The sequence below is a fragment of the Nocardia coffeae genome (assembly GCF_019890715.1).
Classification (GTDB): domain Bacteria; phylum Actinomycetota; class Actinomycetes; order Mycobacteriales; family Mycobacteriaceae; genus Nocardia; species Nocardia jiangxiensis.
The window spans coordinates 240,755-258,409 of sequence record NZ_JAINZY010000011.1; the positions used below are offsets into that span (position 1 = coordinate 240,755).

The 17,655-nt window shown below is 64.6% G+C and carries 14 protein-coding genes; 3 read left to right on the top strand and 11 right to left on the bottom strand.

Going from position 1 to position 17,655, the window contains the following annotated elements; all coding sequences use genetic code 11:
* Nucleotide 1: 1 nt before the first annotated feature.
* Nucleotides 2-1,045: an NrtA/SsuA/CpmA family ABC transporter substrate-binding protein gene (locus tag K7711_RS33490; RefSeq protein ID WP_222974469.1), complete on the bottom strand. Its 1,044-nt coding sequence runs from the start codon at nt 1,043-1,045 to the stop codon at nt 2-4.
* 279 nt (nt 1,046-1,324) lie between these two features.
* On the opposite strand from K7711_RS33490, the gene K7711_RS33495 reads away from it, so the two are divergent.
* Entirely contained in the window at nt 1,325-2,071 is a 747-nt protein-coding gene (locus tag K7711_RS33495; RefSeq protein WP_222974470.1) for an IclR family transcriptional regulator, read from the top strand.
* Between the two features lie 110 nt (nt 2,072-2,181).
* On the opposite strand, the gene K7711_RS33500 is transcribed toward K7711_RS33495, so the two are convergent.
* Nucleotides 2,182-3,066, bottom strand: a complete 885-nt coding sequence (locus K7711_RS33500; RefSeq protein WP_235748152.1) for an SDR family NAD(P)-dependent oxidoreductase — start codon at nt 3,064-3,066, stop codon at nt 2,182-2,184.
* A 281-nt stretch (nt 3,067-3,347) separates the two neighbouring features.
* Between K7711_RS33500 and K7711_RS33505 the strand changes: the two genes are divergently transcribed.
* A complete protein-coding gene (locus tag K7711_RS33505) occupies nt 3,348-4,601 on the top strand; it encodes an amidohydrolase family protein (RefSeq protein WP_222974471.1) in 1,254 nt (417 codons plus the stop codon).
* Nucleotides 4,602-5,073: 472 nt separating this feature from the next.
* On the opposite strand, the gene K7711_RS33510 is transcribed toward K7711_RS33505, so the two are convergent.
* From K7711_RS33510 to K7711_RS33545, 8 genes are all read right to left on the bottom strand, one after another.
* Nucleotides 5,074-6,369: a hypothetical protein gene (locus K7711_RS33510; RefSeq protein ID WP_222974472.1), complete on the bottom strand. Its 1,296-nt coding sequence runs from the start codon at nt 6,367-6,369 to the stop codon at nt 5,074-5,076.
* A 76-nt stretch (nt 6,370-6,445) separates the two neighbouring features.
* On the bottom strand, nt 6,446-8,071 hold the full coding sequence (locus tag K7711_RS33515) for an MFS transporter (protein WP_222974474.1): 1,626 nt from the start codon (nt 8,069-8,071) through the stop codon (nt 6,446-6,448).
* Nucleotides 8,016-8,789, bottom strand: coding sequence for a 3'(2'),5'-bisphosphate nucleotidase CysQ (locus tag K7711_RS33520; protein ID WP_222974475.1), 774 nt, complete (start codon nt 8,787-8,789; stop codon nt 8,016-8,018). Before K7711_RS33520 ends, K7711_RS33515 begins: the two co-directional genes overlap by 56 nt.
* Nucleotides 8,782-10,719 (bottom strand): sulfate adenylyltransferase subunit CysN, encoded by a 1,938-nt coding sequence (gene cysN, locus K7711_RS33525; RefSeq protein WP_222974477.1) that lies wholly within the window; start codon nt 10,717-10,719, stop codon nt 8,782-8,784. Before cysN ends, K7711_RS33520 begins: the two co-directional genes overlap by 8 nt.
* The gene (cysD, locus tag K7711_RS33530; RefSeq protein WP_222974478.1) at nt 10,719-11,639 is read right to left on the bottom strand and encodes a sulfate adenylyltransferase subunit CysD; all 921 of its coding nucleotides are present in this window, start codon (nt 11,637-11,639) and stop codon (nt 10,719-10,721) included. Before cysD ends, cysN begins: the two co-directional genes overlap by 1 nt.
* A 28-nt stretch (nt 11,640-11,667) precedes the next feature.
* Complete coding sequence (locus tag K7711_RS33535; RefSeq protein ID WP_222974480.1) at nt 11,668-12,438, bottom strand: SDR family NAD(P)-dependent oxidoreductase; 771 nt, start codon at nt 12,436-12,438, stop codon at nt 11,668-11,670.
* A gap of 62 nt (nt 12,439-12,500) precedes the next feature.
* Nucleotides 12,501-13,628, bottom strand: a complete 1,128-nt coding sequence (locus K7711_RS33540) for a sulfotransferase family protein (protein ID WP_222974482.1) — start codon at nt 13,626-13,628, stop codon at nt 12,501-12,503.
* A 3-nt stretch (nt 13,629-13,631) separates the two neighbouring features.
* Entirely contained in the window at nt 13,632-14,504 is an 873-nt protein-coding gene (locus K7711_RS33545) for an SDR family NAD(P)-dependent oxidoreductase (RefSeq protein WP_222974484.1), read from the bottom strand.
* A 170-nt stretch (nt 14,505-14,674) separates the two neighbouring features.
* Here K7711_RS33545 and K7711_RS33550 point away from each other — a divergent pair, with 170 nt between their 5' ends.
* Nucleotides 14,675-15,628: a LysR family transcriptional regulator gene (locus K7711_RS33550; RefSeq protein WP_222974486.1), complete on the top strand. Its 954-nt coding sequence runs from the start codon at nt 14,675-14,677 to the stop codon at nt 15,626-15,628.
* A gap of 580 nt (nt 15,629-16,208) precedes the next feature.
* Here the strand turns inward: K7711_RS33550 and gnd are convergent.
* The gene (gnd, locus tag K7711_RS33555; RefSeq protein WP_222974488.1) at nt 16,209-17,654 is read right to left on the bottom strand and encodes an NADP-dependent phosphogluconate dehydrogenase; all 1,446 of its coding nucleotides are present in this window, start codon (nt 17,652-17,654) and stop codon (nt 16,209-16,211) included.
* Nucleotide 17,655: the final 1 nt, after the last annotated feature.

Here is a 17,655-nt window from a genome sequence, read left to right on the forward strand (position 1 = left end):
CTCAGCGGCCCTTCTGCAATGCGGCCAGCTGATCGGGGGTGAGCTTGGCCTTCAGGTCGTAGAAGATGTCGGCGGCGGCGATCTTGCGGCTGATCACGCCGTTGTCGGCGAACAGGTTCACCACATCGGCGAGGTCGGCGGCATCGGAGTCGCGCGGCAGCCGCGGAATCGTGGCCTCGGCGTCGACCCGCAGTGCATCCGCCAGCCGGGCACCGCTCAGCGCCGTGGGCCCGCTGCGCTCGAAGACGTTCTCGAACGCGGTCGGATCGTCGTGCTGCCGGACGGTCAGCCCTTGCAGCACTTCAAGATATTTGGCGGCGACTTCCGGTCGCTTGTCGAGGATTTCGGTGCGGAACACCACGACCGTGTTGTCCTTGGACCCGATGCTCTGCTCGGTAGCGATCTCGACGCCACCGTTGGCCTTGGCCTCCTGGTAGGGCACCAGGAACGAGGCCCACGCGTCGACCTTGCCGGTGGCGAACGCGGAGGCGGCGTCCTTCTGCTGCAACGGAACCCGCGTCACCTTGCCGGCCGGAACTCCGGCCTGCGCCAGAGCTTTCAGCAGGATGTACTCGCCCTTGCCCGCCGGATTCACCGCGACCCGCTTGCCGACCAGGTCGGTCACCGAGTGGATGCCGGACGCCTTGGTAGCGATGATGCCGCTCTGATCCTTACCCGCCGGATCCTGCACCGCCGCGATCCGCACCGCCACATCCTTGGACAGTGCGCCCACGACGGGACTGAACGCGGCCCCGGACACGTCGAGCTGCCGGGTGTTGAACAACCTCAGCATGGAACTGAAACCCGGTGTGGTGGTGACCCATTCGACTTTCGCGCCGAGCGGGGCCAGCGCCTTGTCGAAGGTCCCGTCTCGCTTGGCCACCGCCAGCGGACCCGAGTTGCCGGGATCGGCCACCTTCAGGACAAGGTCCGTGCCGGAGCCCGCGTCGGTAGCAGCTCCGGAGCCACACGCCGCCGCCAGAGCGACGACGGGAGCGAGCGCGAGCGCGAGACGCCAACCGTGTGGCCTGCGCGTGCGGAACATCGTGGAGCACCTCTTCCGAATTCATCGACCGAAGTCGAACGACTACTCGGCGACAGTAGGTCCGCGCGGGATTCGATACGAGGTAATGCTTTCCGCAGATCGGAAAGCTTGACAGATCAGCCATTCAGAGGCAGCCGAGAAGATATTCGAGGTGCGTGCTACTTCGACTCGGTAGTACAGATTTTCGCACACCGTGAACCTAAGTAGTCTTCAGACTGCTTTCCGAATAGTGGAAGATCTGCGCCTGCCACGCTGCCCGGCCGTGCTACGGTCGGCAGCGTGGAAACCTCCGGTGTGCAGACCGTCACCCGCGCCCTGTCGGTCCTCGACTGTTTCCGCGACGGCGAAGACCGCGGCGTATCGGAAGTCGCCCGTCAGCAGGGGCTGGCGATCAGTACCACCCACCGGCTGCTCACCGCTCTCGTCCAGGCCGGATTCCTGGACAAGGACGAAGCCTCGAGCCGCTACCGGATGGGCGGGGCACTGGCCGAATACGGTCAGATCGCATACCGCCAGCACCGGATCTATCTCGCCGAGCCCAGCCTCGAGCAGCTCGCCGCCACCACCGGCGCCAACGCCTCGGTAGCCATCCGCCACAGCATTCACGCCGTACTGCTCGGCACCAGTCGCTGGCGGGAAACCGACGGCCACCGCCTGATGGGCGTGCGCCTGCCCCTGCACGCAAGTGCCCTGGGCAAGGCCCTGCTCGCTTGGTCCGACACCCCCGACGACTTCCTCGACACCCTCCCCTACGACGAGGGCACCACCCGATCCGTCTCCACCCCAACCGAACTCCGCACCGAACTGGACAACACCCGCACCCGCGGCTACGCCTACAACGACGAAGAACTCGACCCCGGCTTCCGCACCATCGGCCTGCCCATCCTCAGCCCGGCAGGCGACTGCCGCTTCGCCCTCGGCCTCCGCGGCCCCACCACCCTCATGATCCCCGAACGAGTCCCGTTCCTCGTCGAACTCGCCACGGTGACAGCCGCCGACATCGCCGCCCGCTTCGACGCCACCTGAGGCAGCGGAGAGCCGTCGTGCCCCTTCGGCCCGCCCGATGAGGGACTGCCGGTCGAACGCCGAGAAGGGCACGCCGCATCGCCGCAAGCCGACTCACGGACAGACGTGACTCAGGTCAACGCGACCCCACCATCGACCTGCAGGACTTGACCGGTGATGAAAGCCGCTTGATCGGAGGCGAGATACACTGCGGCGGAACCGATCTCATCGGGACGAGCAGTAGCTCGGGGCACCGCGGTCGTCCGGCTGAACCGATTCGGTTCCGACTCGCGATTCCGAAGCCGCTGCGCGAATATGCCGGACTCGGGATGAAAGCGGCTCCCCGAACTTGTTTCCTCGTGCAGGTTCTCGGGGATGGTGCCGTACGGAGCGATAGCGTTGACCGTGATGCCCGAATGACCGGCTTCCAGAGCAAGCACCCGGGTGAATGCGTGCACCGCACCCTTCGCCGCCGAATAGACGGCCATGTGTGGATCACCGATTATCGCCGACATCGAACCGATATTGATGATGCGACCGTTTTTCCGCTCGAGCATCCCGGGCAACACCTTGTGCGTACACAACAGCGTACTTCGCAGATTGATATCCAGATCCGCCTGCCACTGTTCGGGTTTCGTTTCGACGAATGGCGCGACCGGACCATTGCCGCCGACATTGTTCACCAAGACGTCGATACCGCCGAACCGCTCGCCGACTTCCTCGACCACCTCCCGCACGGCGTCCTCCACCGTGACATCGGTCGGCCGCCACAGCACATCGGCCGCCCCCCGCGTACGTGCCAGGTCGGCGACCCGCGCACCGGCCTCGACATCTCGGCCGACGAGCACCACGCGAGCGTGTTCCTGCGCGAAAGCCAGCGCGATGGCCCGGCCGATGTTGGCCGTCGCACCGGTCACCAGCACGACACGCCCACCCAGTCCGGTCTGCATGATCACCCTCCACCAGCGGTCCTTCCACTGGCCGACCAGGAAGAAGAACAGCGTTCTTGATATCAAGCATGACGTTACCACAGCCGTCTCGTCGGGCCGCCCGCACGACCATCGCCAACCGAATCGCGACCACCGACAAGCGAACTGCGGCGAACAAGTGAACCGATATCACGCATCCGAGCAACCTTGTCGCACAGGGTCATCGACAGCATCGACCAGTTTGCCTCCAAGGTGTATGTTGATCACATCGCGCGAGAGTTTAATTCTCTTTTTCTGCGACCAGTCATCTCTCTCCGGGCCGTTCAGCCGATCCGAGCCCCGGCCCTCGAGAGGAAGTGAGGAGTGACGTGAATATCGACGACATGATCCTGGTGAGCATCGACGACCACGTGGTCGAACCGCTCGATATGTTCCGCGGCCGAGTTCCCGAGAAGTGGGCGGACCTGGCCCCGAAAGTGATCATCGACGACAACGGCGTCGATCGCTGGGTGTACCGGGGCCGCCCGACGGGCGTGGCCGGCCTCAACGCGGTCGTATCGTGGCCCGCCGAGGAATGGGGCCGCGATCCGGCCGGATACGCCGAGATGCGACCGGCGGTGTACGACGTGCACGACCGGATCCGCGATATGAACGCCAACGGCATCCTGTCCTCGATGTGCTTCCCCACCTTCGCAGGGTTCAGCGCCGGGCACCTGAGCCACTTCAAGGACGAGATCACCGTCGCGATCATCCAGGCATACAACGACTGGCACATCGAAGACTGGTGCGGCGCTTACCCGGGCCGGTTCATCGCCAATTGCATTCTGCCGCTGTGGGATCCGCAACTCGCGGTCGCGGAGATCCAGCGCGTCGCGGACAAGGGAGCACGCGCGGTCACGATGGCGGAACTGCCGCATATCGACGGCCTGCCCAGCTATCACGACATCGAGTACTGGGGGCCGGTGTTCCAGGCGTTGTCCGACCGCGACATGGTGATGAACCTGCACATCGGCCAGGGCTTCGGAGTTCTGCGGCTGGCGCCCGACGCGCCGATCGACAACCTCATGGTCCTGGCCCCGAGCATCTCGCAGGTCGCCGCGCAGGATCTGCTCTGGGGCCCGGCCTTCCGGACCTATCCGAAGCTGAAAGTCGCGCTGTCCGAAGGCGGAATCGGCTGGATTCCGTTCTTCCTGGACCGCTCCGACCGGCACTACACCAACCAGCGCTGGCTGCGCCGGGACTTCGGCGGCAAACTCCCCAGCGAGGTCTTCCGCGAGCACGTCATCGCCTGCTACGTCACCGATCCCACCGCACTGACCTACCGCGACAAGATCGGCATCGACAACATCGCCTGGGAATGCGACTACCCGCACTCGGATTCACTGTGGCCCGATGCCCCGGAGGTCGTACTCCGGGAACTGCAGGCGGCCGATGCCGGCGACGCGGACATCGACAAGATCACCTGGCAGAACGCCTGCCGGGCGCTGAACTGGGATCCCTTCGCGCACATCGCGAAAGAGCAGGCGACGGTCGGCGCACTCCGAGCACTGGCGGCCGGGTGGGACATCTCGACCAAGTCGCGCGCGGAGTATGCGGCGGCCTATCCACACCGCGCCGAATGAACTGACGGAACGCGAAGAGCACCCCGGTTCCTGTCCTCCTCACGGGGAGGACAGGAACCGGCTGTGGCGCAACCGGATCAGTGGCCCGGGCCACCCGCAGCGGCGTAATTCTTGGTCTCCAGGAATTCCTACCGAAATATCCGATGCGGCAAGCACATTCACCACACCGGCCAGCTCCTCGTCCGTGCGACGCAGATCCCGAGCATTAAGGAAGCACTCACGATGCGGTTCATCTTCCACTACCCCGAGACCACCGGATACGACGGCGACATGCTCGATATGGGTCCCGTGCGCGAGGTCGCGATTGCTGATCAAGCTGCTCACCGCAGCCGGTCTGGAATCCGAAACCATCGCACGACTTCGTAGCCTGCCTGCCGAGCCCGCATCGCTCGGCTGACCACACATCGCACGGAGTCTGCGCGGCCCGGGGCGTACGCACCGCGTCGCCGAAAGCCTCGACGGCACCGATCGTTCAGGACGATCGCATGCCATACGCCTCGGCCCGATCCGAAAGCTGTTGCGCGCGTTGCTCCGGCGTCAGACGGGACAGGCCGGGCATTTCCGAGAGTTCGGCATGCTTGACGACCTCGAAGCTGCGAACGAATTCCTCGATATCCGGCCTGCCCGGCACTGCCTGCCAGCGCACTATTCCCAGCCCCTGACTCAGGCCCGAGGTGGACAGCCAATTCCGAATCCCTGGATCGGATTTCGAGATGACATAGGTGATCGTGCCGTCCGAATTCGCTTGGGATTGGGAGGTATTCAAACTGACCTGGTGTCGCGTGACATCCGCGCCGATCATCCAAGGGTCCAGCAGCTGAAAGCCCGTGTACCCAGCGTTTTTCGGGTCCATCGTGACCACGATCGCCTCATCGTCGGTGAGGTCGTAGCTCAGGGCGGCGATGAATCCGGAGAGGCTGCCATTGCGGCCCTGGACCGGGGTGATCATATTGCCGTGCAGACCGCCGAACCACATTTCCGGAAACCCCGACCAGAACCGAATGTAGGGCGGCAGATCCTGGTAGATCGCACGCAGCAGGTCTTCATCCGAGACGTCACGCTGCGGTGTGCTGTCGAGCGGACGCAACTCGAGTTCGGACGGTCGCTGGGACCAGTCCGTCAGCATGTCGCGGAAGCCGAGCGACAGGTATCCCGGCGCCGAGGTCATGTGAACTCCCGCTGCGGGAACCGGCCCGATGGTGAAGCGGAAAGTACCGTCCTGCGCGATATCGAGATCGCGGTCGCTGATGCTCGCCAGCGGGGTGAGGTCCGATTTCTTGCTGTCCATCGGCGGCGGTGAGACCTTCGTACCGCGATGCAGTTCCAGCGTCACCTGCGCCGGACGATTCGCCATGTCGAATCGTCCGGCGACCTCGTATCGGCAGGTGCCGTCGATCACCGCCATGCGATACACCGCGTCCGGGTTGTCACCGGACGTACCGACGCCCGGCACGGTGTGTCCCATCCAGGTGCGAGGAGTGTTGTCGGTGATCAAGATGATCGACGGCACCGGCCGATGCAGCGCGATCTCGGCCATGATCAGCGAGTTCGTCCACTCGGAGATGGCGTGGTCGAGGGTCGCGGCACCGGATTCGGTCTGCGCACGCGGCGTGTCCGCCAACTCGTTGCGGATCCGGGCCTGCACTGCACGCAGCCCAGGATCGCGCAACAGTCGTATCAGCGTCTGTTCCGCGGCGATCTGAGCCTGCGTCGCCAGCAGCGGCCGGCCGGCGCCATGACGGCCTGTTGACCGTGATGCTTCGTTCATAGTGTCCTCCAGTCGAATTGACGGTTTTCATGACGAAGTAGTGAGCGCCGTCGCGGCTCGGTGCGGCGGGTGGTGGTCATGATGTCTCCACAGCGCCTCCGGTCGCCGGCGCGCGGCCGTGACGCATGAATATCGCGATCACCAGCGCGACGAGCGTGGTACCGGCGACGACCCAGAAGCCCTCGGTATATCCGCGGTCGGTGAACACCTGCGGTAGAACCGTGGTCGAGGAGTGACCCGCGACGTCGATGTGTGCCTTGACGGGGTTGCTGTTGAGCAGCGCAGTGGTGATGCCGATGATGACGCCGGACCCCATACTCGACATCACCCCGAGCATGCCCGCGCTGACTCCCTGCTGTTCGGCGGGGACGGCCTCGACGATCAGAATCGGTTGTGCCGCATAGAGGAATCCGCTGCCGATACCGCCGAGCAGATAGATCAGCAGGTATGCCTGCCAGCTGTAGTGCGTGAGCGCGAACGCGCACGAGGCCGCCGCCAGCACGACGAAGGAGATGATCGCCAGCGCGCGCCCACCCACCCGGCGGGACAGGGCTCCCGCGATGGGGCCGAGGACCATGACGATGATGCCCGCCCAGATTCCGATGTGCACCGCGTACGACAGCATGCCGAAACCGTTGCCGTAGCTGTACCCAGGATCGAAGACGACATGTACCAGCTCACGCGGGATGCTCTGGCCGGTCTGCTGGTGTACCGAGGCGATGGTGCCGTCGATCAGCGACTCGCGCAGTCCCGCTTCATTCGGCGACTGGGTCATATATCCCAGGGCCAGCGGCATCAACGCGGTAATTCCGGTGCCGAACATGACCATCACCAGCACCATGCCCAGCTTCGGGGAGAACAGCAGCCGCATATCGATCAACGGCTGCCGGATCCGGAACTCGACCAGAACGAACGCCACCAGCAGGACGATGCCGCCGATCAGCCAGGCCAGCGCGGACGGGCGGGTCCATCCCCAGTTCTGGCCGTTGTCCAGGTACATCAGGGTCAGCAGCGCACCACCGGGCAGCAGCACCGCGCCGAACGGATCGATACGCTCGCGAACCCGCAGCTTGGTTTCCGGCACGACGAACAGCACCAGCGGCGTCAGCACGACGGTGTAGATGGCCAGGAACCAGAACATCGCCTGCCAGGCGAAGTGATCGACCAGAATGCCGCCGACCACCGGTGCGAGCACACCGGAGAACCCCAGCCCCGCACCGATCACCCCCAATCCGACCGGAACGAGTTTGCGCGGCAACAGATCCCGCACCAAGCCGTAGGCGATGAACTGAGTCGCCAGCGACAGCGCCGACAGGCCCCGGCCCACCAGAAAGAGCGTCCAGTCGGACGTGGTCGCACAGATGACACAGCCGATCAGAAAAAGCATCCCGCACAGCAGGAATATCTTCTTCTTTCCCCAGATATCACTGCATTTACCCAGCAGAGGTATCGCGGCGGCGCCCACGATACCCAAGATGATCACCGCCCAATTGATATTTCCCCCGACACTGGAAAACGTCTTCGACATCTTCTGTAGCCCGGCCGCGACCATCGTGTACTGAATTGGTGCGACTTCGGTGTACAGCACGATGATCGCCAGTACCGAGAAGATGCGCAGGCGGGAGGCGCCGTCGAGGCGGCTGGAATCATCGGGAGCGGGGACGGTGTTGTCCGGCGGCGGACTGGTTTCGATGGTGGGCATGAGAAACTCCAAGGTGAAGCACATTCAGGACCAGATCGGCCGATTCGGGCCGACAGATGAGCACATCGGGAAGATAGGGATCCGGGCGGTTGTAACGCAGCGGAGTCCCATCCAGGCGGGAAACGTGCAGCCCGGCAGCCGCCGCTACCGCCACCGGGGCACACGAATCCCACTCGTATTGACCGCCGGAGTGCGCATAGACGTCGACCTCACCGCGGACGACCGCCATCGCCTTCGCCCCGGCGGAGCCCATCGGGACCGGCTTGGCCGATAGCGCTGCGGTCAGTTGCATCACCTCCCGTGACGGTCGACTGCGGGAGACGGCAACCCGGAGCGGACCGGGTGCGGGTGGCGCGAGTTCGGGCGGCTGTCCGGTGTGCAGGACCAACCCGGCGGCGGGCAGCGCCACCGCTCCGACGACCGCCTCACCGTCCACCGCGAGGGCGACATGCACCGCCCAGTCGTCACGTGGCGGTTCGCCGTATTCACGGGTGCCGTCGAGCGGATCGATGATCCACACCCGCGAATGTTCCGCCCGGACTTGATCATCGGGGCTTTCTTCGGACAGGATCGCGTCGTTGGGCCGCACCAGTCGCAGCTGGTCGAGCAGGAATCTGTTGGACTGCTCATCGCCGGCCGCGCCACCCTGGGCCCGGATCGCCAGCAGGAGCTTGCCCGCCTGCTCGGCGAGGGTGGCGGCGAGTTCGTGGTCATTCACCGGCGTTCTCCGCTGCGCCCGGGGGTTGCAGGATGCCCGCCGTGCGCAGCCGGTCGATCACCTCGTCGGCGAGCTGCTGCGGTGTTCGCGCGCCGCTGGAGTCCAGGCGCAGTTCCGGTGACCCGGGCGGCTCGTAGGGCGAATCGATTCCGGTGAAGTTCACCAGTTCGCCGCGACGAGCCTTGGCGTACAACCCTTTTCGGTCGCGCGCCTCGACCACCTCCAGTGGGGCGTCGACATGGACCTCGAAGAACGTGCCGTCACCGATGCGCTCGCGGGCACGAGCGCGATCGGCCTCGAACGGCGTGATGAACGAGGCCAGCACGATCAGACCGGCATCGGCGAGCAACCGGGCCACCTCGACGACCCGGCGGATGTTCTCCACCCGGTCGGCGTCGGTGAAGCCGAGATCGGCGTTGAGGCCGTGGCGGACGTTGTCCCCGTCCAGCAGGTAGGTGTGGAATCCCTGCTCGTGCAAGCTCTTCTCGACGAGATTGGCGATCGTGGACTTACCGGCGCCGGACAATCCGGTGAACCACACCACCGCCGGACTCTGCCCCTTGCTGTGCGAGCGCGTCCTGCGGTCGACTTCGACTGCTTGCCAATGGATATTGTGCGCCCGCCGCAGGGCGAACCGCAGCATCCCGGCCGCGACCGTCTCCTGGGTCAGCCGATCGATGAGAATGAATCCGCCCATATCGCGGTTGTCGGCATACGGATCGAACGGGATCTGCCGGTCCAGATGTAATGTGACGACCCCGATTTCGTTGAGCGCGAGTTGTCGCGCCGCAGTGTGTTCGAGGCTGTTCACATTCACCGCGTACTTCGGCTGCGCGACCTGTGCCACGGCGGTGCTCGTGGCAAGCTTGAGCAGGTAGGTGCGGCCGGGCAGCATCGGCTGCTCGCTCATCCACACCAGGTGCGCCTCGAACTGGTCGGCGACTCCGGGAGCCACGTCCGCCGCGGCGATGACATCGCCTCGGCTGACATCGATTTCGTCGGCCAGGAGCACCGTGACGGACTGGTCGGCGACGGCCATATCCAGATCACCATCCGCGGTGACGATCCGCGCGATCGTACTCTCCCGTCCCGACGGCAGCACCCGGACCTTGTCACCGGGATGTACTGTGCCACCGGCGATCTGGCCGGAAAACCCGCGAAAGTCCAAGTGCGGCCGATTCACCCACTGCACCGGCAGCCGGAACGGCCCCTCGTTGCGATCGTCCGCGATCGGCACCGTCTCCAGATGTCCGACCAGCGTCGGCCCGGTGTACCACGGCGTATTGGGGCTGGACTGGATGATGTTGTCGCCGCGCAACGCCGACATCGGGATGCAGACGATCTCCGCGAGCCCGATGCCCTGCGCGAAGGTCCGGTACTCCCACTCGATCTCGTCGAATCGGTCCTGCGAGTAGCCGACCAGATCGAGTTTGTTGACCGCCAGCACGATGTGCCGGATGCCCAGCAGCGATACCAGGTAACTGTGCCGCCGGGTCTGATCGAGTACACCCTTGCGGGCGTCGATGAGTATCACCGCGAGATCGGCGGTCGAGGCTCCGGTCACCATGTTGCGGGTGTACTGCTCGTGCCCCGGCGTGTCGGCCACGATGAATTTGCGGAGCTCGGTGGAGAAGAACCGATAGGCCACATCGATCGTGATGCCCTGCTCCCGCTCCGCCGCCAGCCCATCCACCAGGAGCGCGAAGTCCAGCTCGCCGCCTTGTGTGCCAACGGTTTTCGAGTCCTTCTCCAACTCGGCGAGATGATCGGAGAACACCAGTTTGGAGTCGTAGAGCAACCGGCCGATCAGGGTGGATTTGCCGTCGTCCACACTGCCGCAGGTGATGAAGCGCAGCAGCGATTTGTGCTCGTGCCGCCGCAGATACTCTTCGATGTCGGTGGCGACCAGATCGTTTGCCGTATGCGCCATCAGAAGTAGCCTTCCTGCTTCTTGCGCTCCATCGACCCGGTGGCGTCGCGGTCGATGATCCGGCCCTGACGTTCGGAACTGGTGGTCAGGAGCATTTCCTGGACGATCCCGGGCAGGGTGGTGGCGGCGCTTTCCACCGCGCCGGACAACGGATAACACCCGAGGGTGCGGAATCGCACCGTGCGATTTTCGGGAATCTCCCCCGGTTCCAACCGCATTCGGTCGTCATCCACCATGACGAGCATGCCGTCCCGCTCGACCACCGGGCGTGCCGCGGCGAAATACAGGTCCACGATCGAGATCTGCTCACGATGGATGTACTGCCACACGTCGAGCTCGGTCCAGTTCGAGAGCGGGAACACTCGCAAGCTCTCACCAGGCCGCTTGCGGGTGTTGTAGAGCCGCCACAGCTCCGGGCGCTGCCGTTTGGGGTCCCAGCGATGCTGGGCCGATCGCAGCGAGAAGATCCGTTCTTTCGCGCGTGATTTCTCCTCGTCGCGACGAGCACCGCCGAAAGCCAGATCGAACTTGTGCGTGTCCAGTGCCTGCTTGAGTCCCTCGGTCTTCCACATCTCGGTGTGCACCGCGGACCCGTGGTCGAACGGATTGATACCCCGCGCAACACATTCCGGGTTCCGGTGCACGATCAGATCCAGATCGTCGGATGCGGCGATCCGATCCCGGAACTCGTACATCGCCCGGAACTTCCACGTCGTATCCACGTGCAGCAGTGGAAAGGGCAACCGCGAAGGATGAAATGCCTTGCGCGCCAGATGCAGCAGCACCGAGCTGTCTTTGCCGACCGAATACAGCATCACCGGACGCTCGCTCTCCGCGACCGCTTCCCGCATGATCTGGATGCTCTCGGCCTCGAGCCGCTGCAGATGGGTCAACCCGATGGTGTCGGTTGTCGTCGTCATGTCGAACTCCTGTCTTTCCCAACCCCTTTCACTGCCGCAGATGCGCCCCGCCGCCGATGAACCACATCTGCCCGTTGATCCACTCGGCCTCGTCCGAGAGCAGGAAGGCCACGACACCGGCGAGATCGTCCGGCCGCCCCAAGCGAGTGGTGCGTGCGGCGGAAACGAACCTTTCCTGAAGTTCCAGGTCGTTCTGCTTCTGCACCGTCTCCCCCATGACCAGTCCCGGCATCACCCCGTTGGACCGGATGCCGTCCTTCCCCCAATTGATGGCGATATGCCTGGTCAGCTGATTGACCGCGGCCTTGGACGCCCCGTAGGCGACCCGCGAGGCATCACCACCGAGCGAGGTCCCCGAGGACGTGTTCACGATGGCGCCGCCACCCTGTTCCAGCAGATGCGGCAGCACCGCCCGGCAAGTGCGCACGTAGCCGAGCAGATTGACGTCCAACGTTCGCTGCCACACCTCGAGATCGGTCTCCAGCAACGTCTTGTCCCGCCCCAGATTCGCCGGCGACAGATCCGCCCCGACATTGTGCAACCCGTGCACCGCACCGAATTCGGCGACCGTCCGATCCACCATCGCCCGCACCGAATCGTCGTCGGCCAGATCGAATTCCACAGCGATGGCGCGACCGCCGTCCTTCGCTATCCGCTCGACCGTCGCCTGCGCACCAGCGAGGTTGATATCGCCGACCGTGACCAGCGCACCTTCCTCGGCCAGCCGCTCAGCGGTTCCCGCTCCGATTCCGGTCGCGCCGCCCGCGACGATGAACGCCTTCTCACGCAATCCGCGCATCATGAAACTCCTTTGGTTCAATACCGCCGCTGGTGCGGTAATTCGGGCTGATTTCGGCTATCTCAGCGGGCGGTCCATCGTTCAGCGCATGTGACGTACTGCGCGAACGCAGGCCGAATGCGCTCGAGATCCAGGCCGAACGCGATCGGATCGGCCTTGCGGCTGGGCTCGCGCTCTTGCGCGGCAGTGGTCCACCACGCGTGCATGCGGCGTTCGAATTCCTCGGACACCGGCTCACCCAGCCATCCGTACAGTCCCTTCATCTGGCCGACGGGATCGGCCTGCATCGCACGGAAATCGATGTCGTAGAACCGGTGGTCCTTGCCGTCCGCCCGGAAGCCCATCGTGCGGTGCATCCCGAGCGTCCAGTGCTCGACATTGAGCTGACCGATGTAAGGCCGGTCGATATGGTCGGTGTACCGGCCCGTGATATCGGCATAGAGTTCGGCCACCGACAGGATCACATCGGTCGGATCACGATGCGTCATGACGAAACGCGCGTCCGGAAATATCTTGTCCAGCGAGTCGAGGAAGAGTACGTGCGACGGGGTTTTCAACCTCCACGGCCGGGTCGGTTCACCCCACTGCAGCAGCTTCATCACCCGCCGCTGATACGCGAAGGTGGACGCCAGGTCGGCATCGTTCACCAGCCACGCGGAATAGGTCGGAATTTGCGCGAACGAGTGGAAGAGATGGGATTTGAAATCCAATGCCATCAACTCGTGGCATTCCATCGGCCCGTGCTTGTCGACGGGCACATGGTGGCGGGTACCGACCATCTCCCCCTTGTCCACGGGAATGCGCGGATCGACGCCGGACACCGTCGAGGGCGGCGGACACGGTTGCGACGACTCCCATCGCCGGAGATAACGCACCGCCGGATCCTGCGCCATCAGGATCGACAGCGCCGTGGATCCCGTTCGGGGCAAACCGATTCCGATCAGCGGCCCCACGATCGGCACGTCGTCGATCTCGGGGTGCCGCCGGTACCAGTCCTCCACCTGCAGGCGCTGCCCGAGATAGCGGACGATGCGGTCGTAGAAGAACCTCTCCCCTTCGGCATTCAACCGCGCCTCGCGGTTCAGCGAGTCCAGCAGAACGCGCAGGCCCTCCCGGAACGAGTCGTCCCCGAAATCTTCCAAACCTGTTGCTGCGACAGCCTTTTCCAGCATGTCCTGAGTGGTCGGCATGCTTCAGCCCATCCACTGTCCGCCGGCGACGTCGATGGTTTGCCCGCACATGTAGTCCGCGGCTTCCGACGCCAGGAAGGCCACCACGTTGGCCACCTCCTCGGGCAGTGCCGCCCGGCCGAGCTGTACCCGCTGCGTGATCGACTCGGCGATGGATTCCCGTCCTGCCCGCTCCGCATCGTTGCGGGGCTCGACGAGATACCGCTTCATATCTTCCTTGAGCATGATGCCGGGACCGACTGCCATGACATTCACACCACGTCGCGCGTATTCGTAGGCGAGGTTGCGGGTAAACCCGATCACTCCCGCCTTGCACGCCGAATAGACGGTCAGTCCCGGCTGCTGCACACGGCCCGCAACGGCCCCGATGTTGATGATCTTCCCTGATCCTTGCGGAAGCAGGTGCTCCAGAGCGGCGTGGGCGCCGTACATCATCATGGTCAAGCTGCCCAGGACCGTCAGGTCGATCTCTTCCTTGCTGTGCTGGTCGAAGGCACCGGCCGATGCCATGACCGGATTGTTGATCATGATGTCGAAGCCGCCCAGGGCATCCCGGCCCTCCCGCACCGCACGGTGTACCTGGTCCCAGTCGGACATGTCGGCCTTGATCGGCACAGCCGTTACGCCCCAGCGTTTTTCGATCTCGGCCGCGCGGCGCTCCACCTTTTCGAACGTCCGCCCGATCAGGGCCACGTCGACACCGCAGCCGGCCAGCCGATTGGCGATCGCATGCCCCAATCCGTCGCCACCGGCGCCCGTCACGGCAGCCTTTTTACCGCGCATGTCCAGCAAATCGGCTACACGTTTATCAACTGTGTGATAAGGCAACCGATCGAAACCCAATACCTGCGCCCAATCCTGGTCCTGCGTATCCACCAGGGGCCTCCTCTCACGACTCCACCGTTGGAGTTCGTCCGAACGTGCAGGCGTCGCATTGCGGATCCGCCTGTGCTTCGAAAGCGTATGACCGGAATGGTTGCGGCGGCCAATACTGATTTCGGCGTTCAGTGATACAAAAATTTGATACCAGGTATTGTCCTGCCACCATGGACACTCATCGACTCGAGTACTTCCAGCGTGTCGCCGAGGAGGGCTCGATATCCCGAGCCGCCGAGTTGCTCGGCATTGCCCAGCCCGCGCTGAGCCGCCAGATCCGGCTGCTCGAGGAGGATCTCGGCATCCCGCTGTTCCAGCGCACCCGGCGCGGCGTGCAACTGACCGACGACGGGGAACGCCTGCGGGCCGCCACCGCCGCACCCCTGCGCCAGCTCGAACTCGCCCTGCAATACGTCGGCTCCCCCCTGGCGCGCATCGAGCGAGGAATACACCTCGGCATGGTGCCGACCGCCGCCGCCGTCCTGTCCGCGCCACTGCTGACCAGCCTGCGAACCGCATTCCCCCGTGCGAGTTTTCACGTCACGGTCGCCGGTACCGACCACCTCGTCGCCGAGATGTTGCGTGGCACGATCGACACCGCGGTCATCAATCACATCACCGACGAACGCCTGTTCGTGCGCGATCTTCTGATCGAGGAACTCGTCGTGGTCGGCGCGCCACACAGCGACCTGCAACCGGACCGCCCGGTCAGCTTCACCCAGCTGATCGGCATGCCGCTGTTGCTCCCGGCATCGTCGATCGGAATCGCCCGTTCGGTCGTCAACACCGCACTGCGGTTGCAATTGCAGGTCCAGACGCCGATCGTCACCGATTCGCTCCAGGTCACGCTCGATCTCCTCGAACAGGGCATCGGATACGCGGCACTGCCGATGTCGGCCTGCGGGCGGGAGATCGCCACCGAACGGGTGCGCTACGCCCCGTTGGTCGAACCCACCCTCACTCAGCACCTGGCCGTGGCGGCGTCATCACGCCTGGATCTACCCCGCGAATTGGCCGTCAAGGTCGGCGACATACTCCGCGCGGAGACCTCGGATCTGGCCAGGTCGGGGGTTTGGCAGGCGCAGTTCCTCGCGCAACAGCAGTGGAATCCGAACCATGCCTGACCTGCCGCTTGTTCAGATCCCCACACGAGAGTATGGTTCTCTCTATAGAAGAATTCTCTTTCTTCACGAGCGGCTCTCGACATGCCCCTGTGAGCATCAGCCATGCCAAACTCTTATGTCAGATCAGATGTTGTGACCACCGTTCTTTCACTGAACGGAGCCCCGCAGCACTGTTCGAAATTGCGCCACAATAAATTACTTTCGGAAATTCCAGCGACCGACCCCGATACCGGAAACGCGGAATTCATCGCTCACTGCGGGCGCAGCCGAGCAGAAAGAAAGAAGGCCACCTTCTGATCCTCGCCGATGGGAGATCGAGCCGGATAACTTCACCGCTGGCCGCGAGCTCGCCACTTCCTGAGTAGCGAACCCGCGGCAGCGATGTCTTCAGTTCAACGGAACGAGGTCGGCCGCCGGCTCGTCGAGATTGCCCGCGCCGAAAGACCTCGATCTCACTCACCGAGCCCACAGACGCCCCCGCCGATACCAGCGCTCAGGTCTCGAGCGCTCGCGCTAGCGGCGTCGGTCGGTGCCGGATGATCATGCATGGGCCGCTGAGTCGTACGCGAAGTTGCCTTGGTCAGTCGGCGCGGACTTCGGTGCGGTCACCACTCCACAGCGTGTGGAACTTGCCATCCGCGTCGACCCGCTCGTAGGTGTGCGCGCCGAAGAAGTCGCGCTGCCCCTGAGTGAGGGCCGCGGGCAGGCGTTCCGCGCGCAGCGCGTCGTAGTAGGCCAGCGACGACGCGAACGCCGGTACCGGGATCCCCAGCTGAACCGCGGTGGACACGACCCGGCGCCAGCTGTCGACGGCCTCCTCGATGGCCTGGCGGAAGTACGGGGCCAGGATCAGGCTCGGCAGGGCCGGGTCCTGCTCGTACGCCTCTTTGATGCGGTTGAGGAAGCGTGCCCGGATGATGCAGCCGCCGCGCCAGATCGTGGCCATGTCACCGGGATGCAGGTCCCAGTCGTATTCGGCGCTGCCCGCGGCGATCTGGTCGAAACCCTGGGCGTAGGCGACGATCTTCGAGGCATACAGCGCGCGGCGGATGTCCTCGGTGAATTGCTTTGCGTCAGTGGGCTTTTCCGCCAGAGTTCCCGCGGCCAGGCCCTGAGCGGCCTTGCGCTGCGCACGCGACCCGGACAGGGCGCGGGCGAAGACCGCCTCGGCGATGCCCGTGACCGGGATACCGAGATCGAGCGCGGACTTGACCGTCCAGCGGCCGGTTCCCTTCTGCTCGGCCGCGTCCACGATCACATCGACCAGCGGCTCACCGGTCGTGGCGTCGACCTGCTGGAGCACCTGCGCGGTGATCTCCACCAGGTAGCTTTCCAACTCACCGGAATTCCATTCGGTGAACACCTCGGCGATCTGCCCGGCACTGGAGCCCAGCGCGTCCCGCAGCAGGTGGTAGGCCTCGCCGATGAGTTGCATGTCGGCGTACTCGATGCCGTTGTGCACCATCTTCACGAAATGACCGGACCCGTCCGGGCCGATGTGCGTGCAGCACGGCACACCGTCGACCTTCGCGGCCACCGACTCCAGCAGCGGCCCCAGCGACTCATAGGACTCCTTCGGCCCGCCGGGCATGATGGCCGGTCCGTTGAGCGCACCCTCCTCGCCGCCGGAGATGCCCGCGCCCACGAAATTCAGTCCACGCGCGGCCATCGCGGCCTCGCGCCGGATGGTGTCGGTGTACAGGGCATTGCCGCCATCGATGATGATGTCGCCCGGCTCCATCGCCGCCGCGAGCTCCTCGATCACCGCATCGGTCGCCTCACCCGCCTTGACCATGATCAGCACCCGCCGCGGCTTCTCCAGCGCACCGAGGAACTCCTCGATGGTCTCGGTGCGCACGAACTGCCCCTCGTCACCGTGCGCGGCCAGCAGCGCGTCGGTCTTGGCGACGCTGCGGTTGTGCAGGGCCACCGTGTACCCGTTCCGGGCGAAGTTGCGGGCGATATTGCTGCCCATGACGGCCAGACCGGTGACACCGATCTGCGCGATTGCATTGGCGGAGGCCATA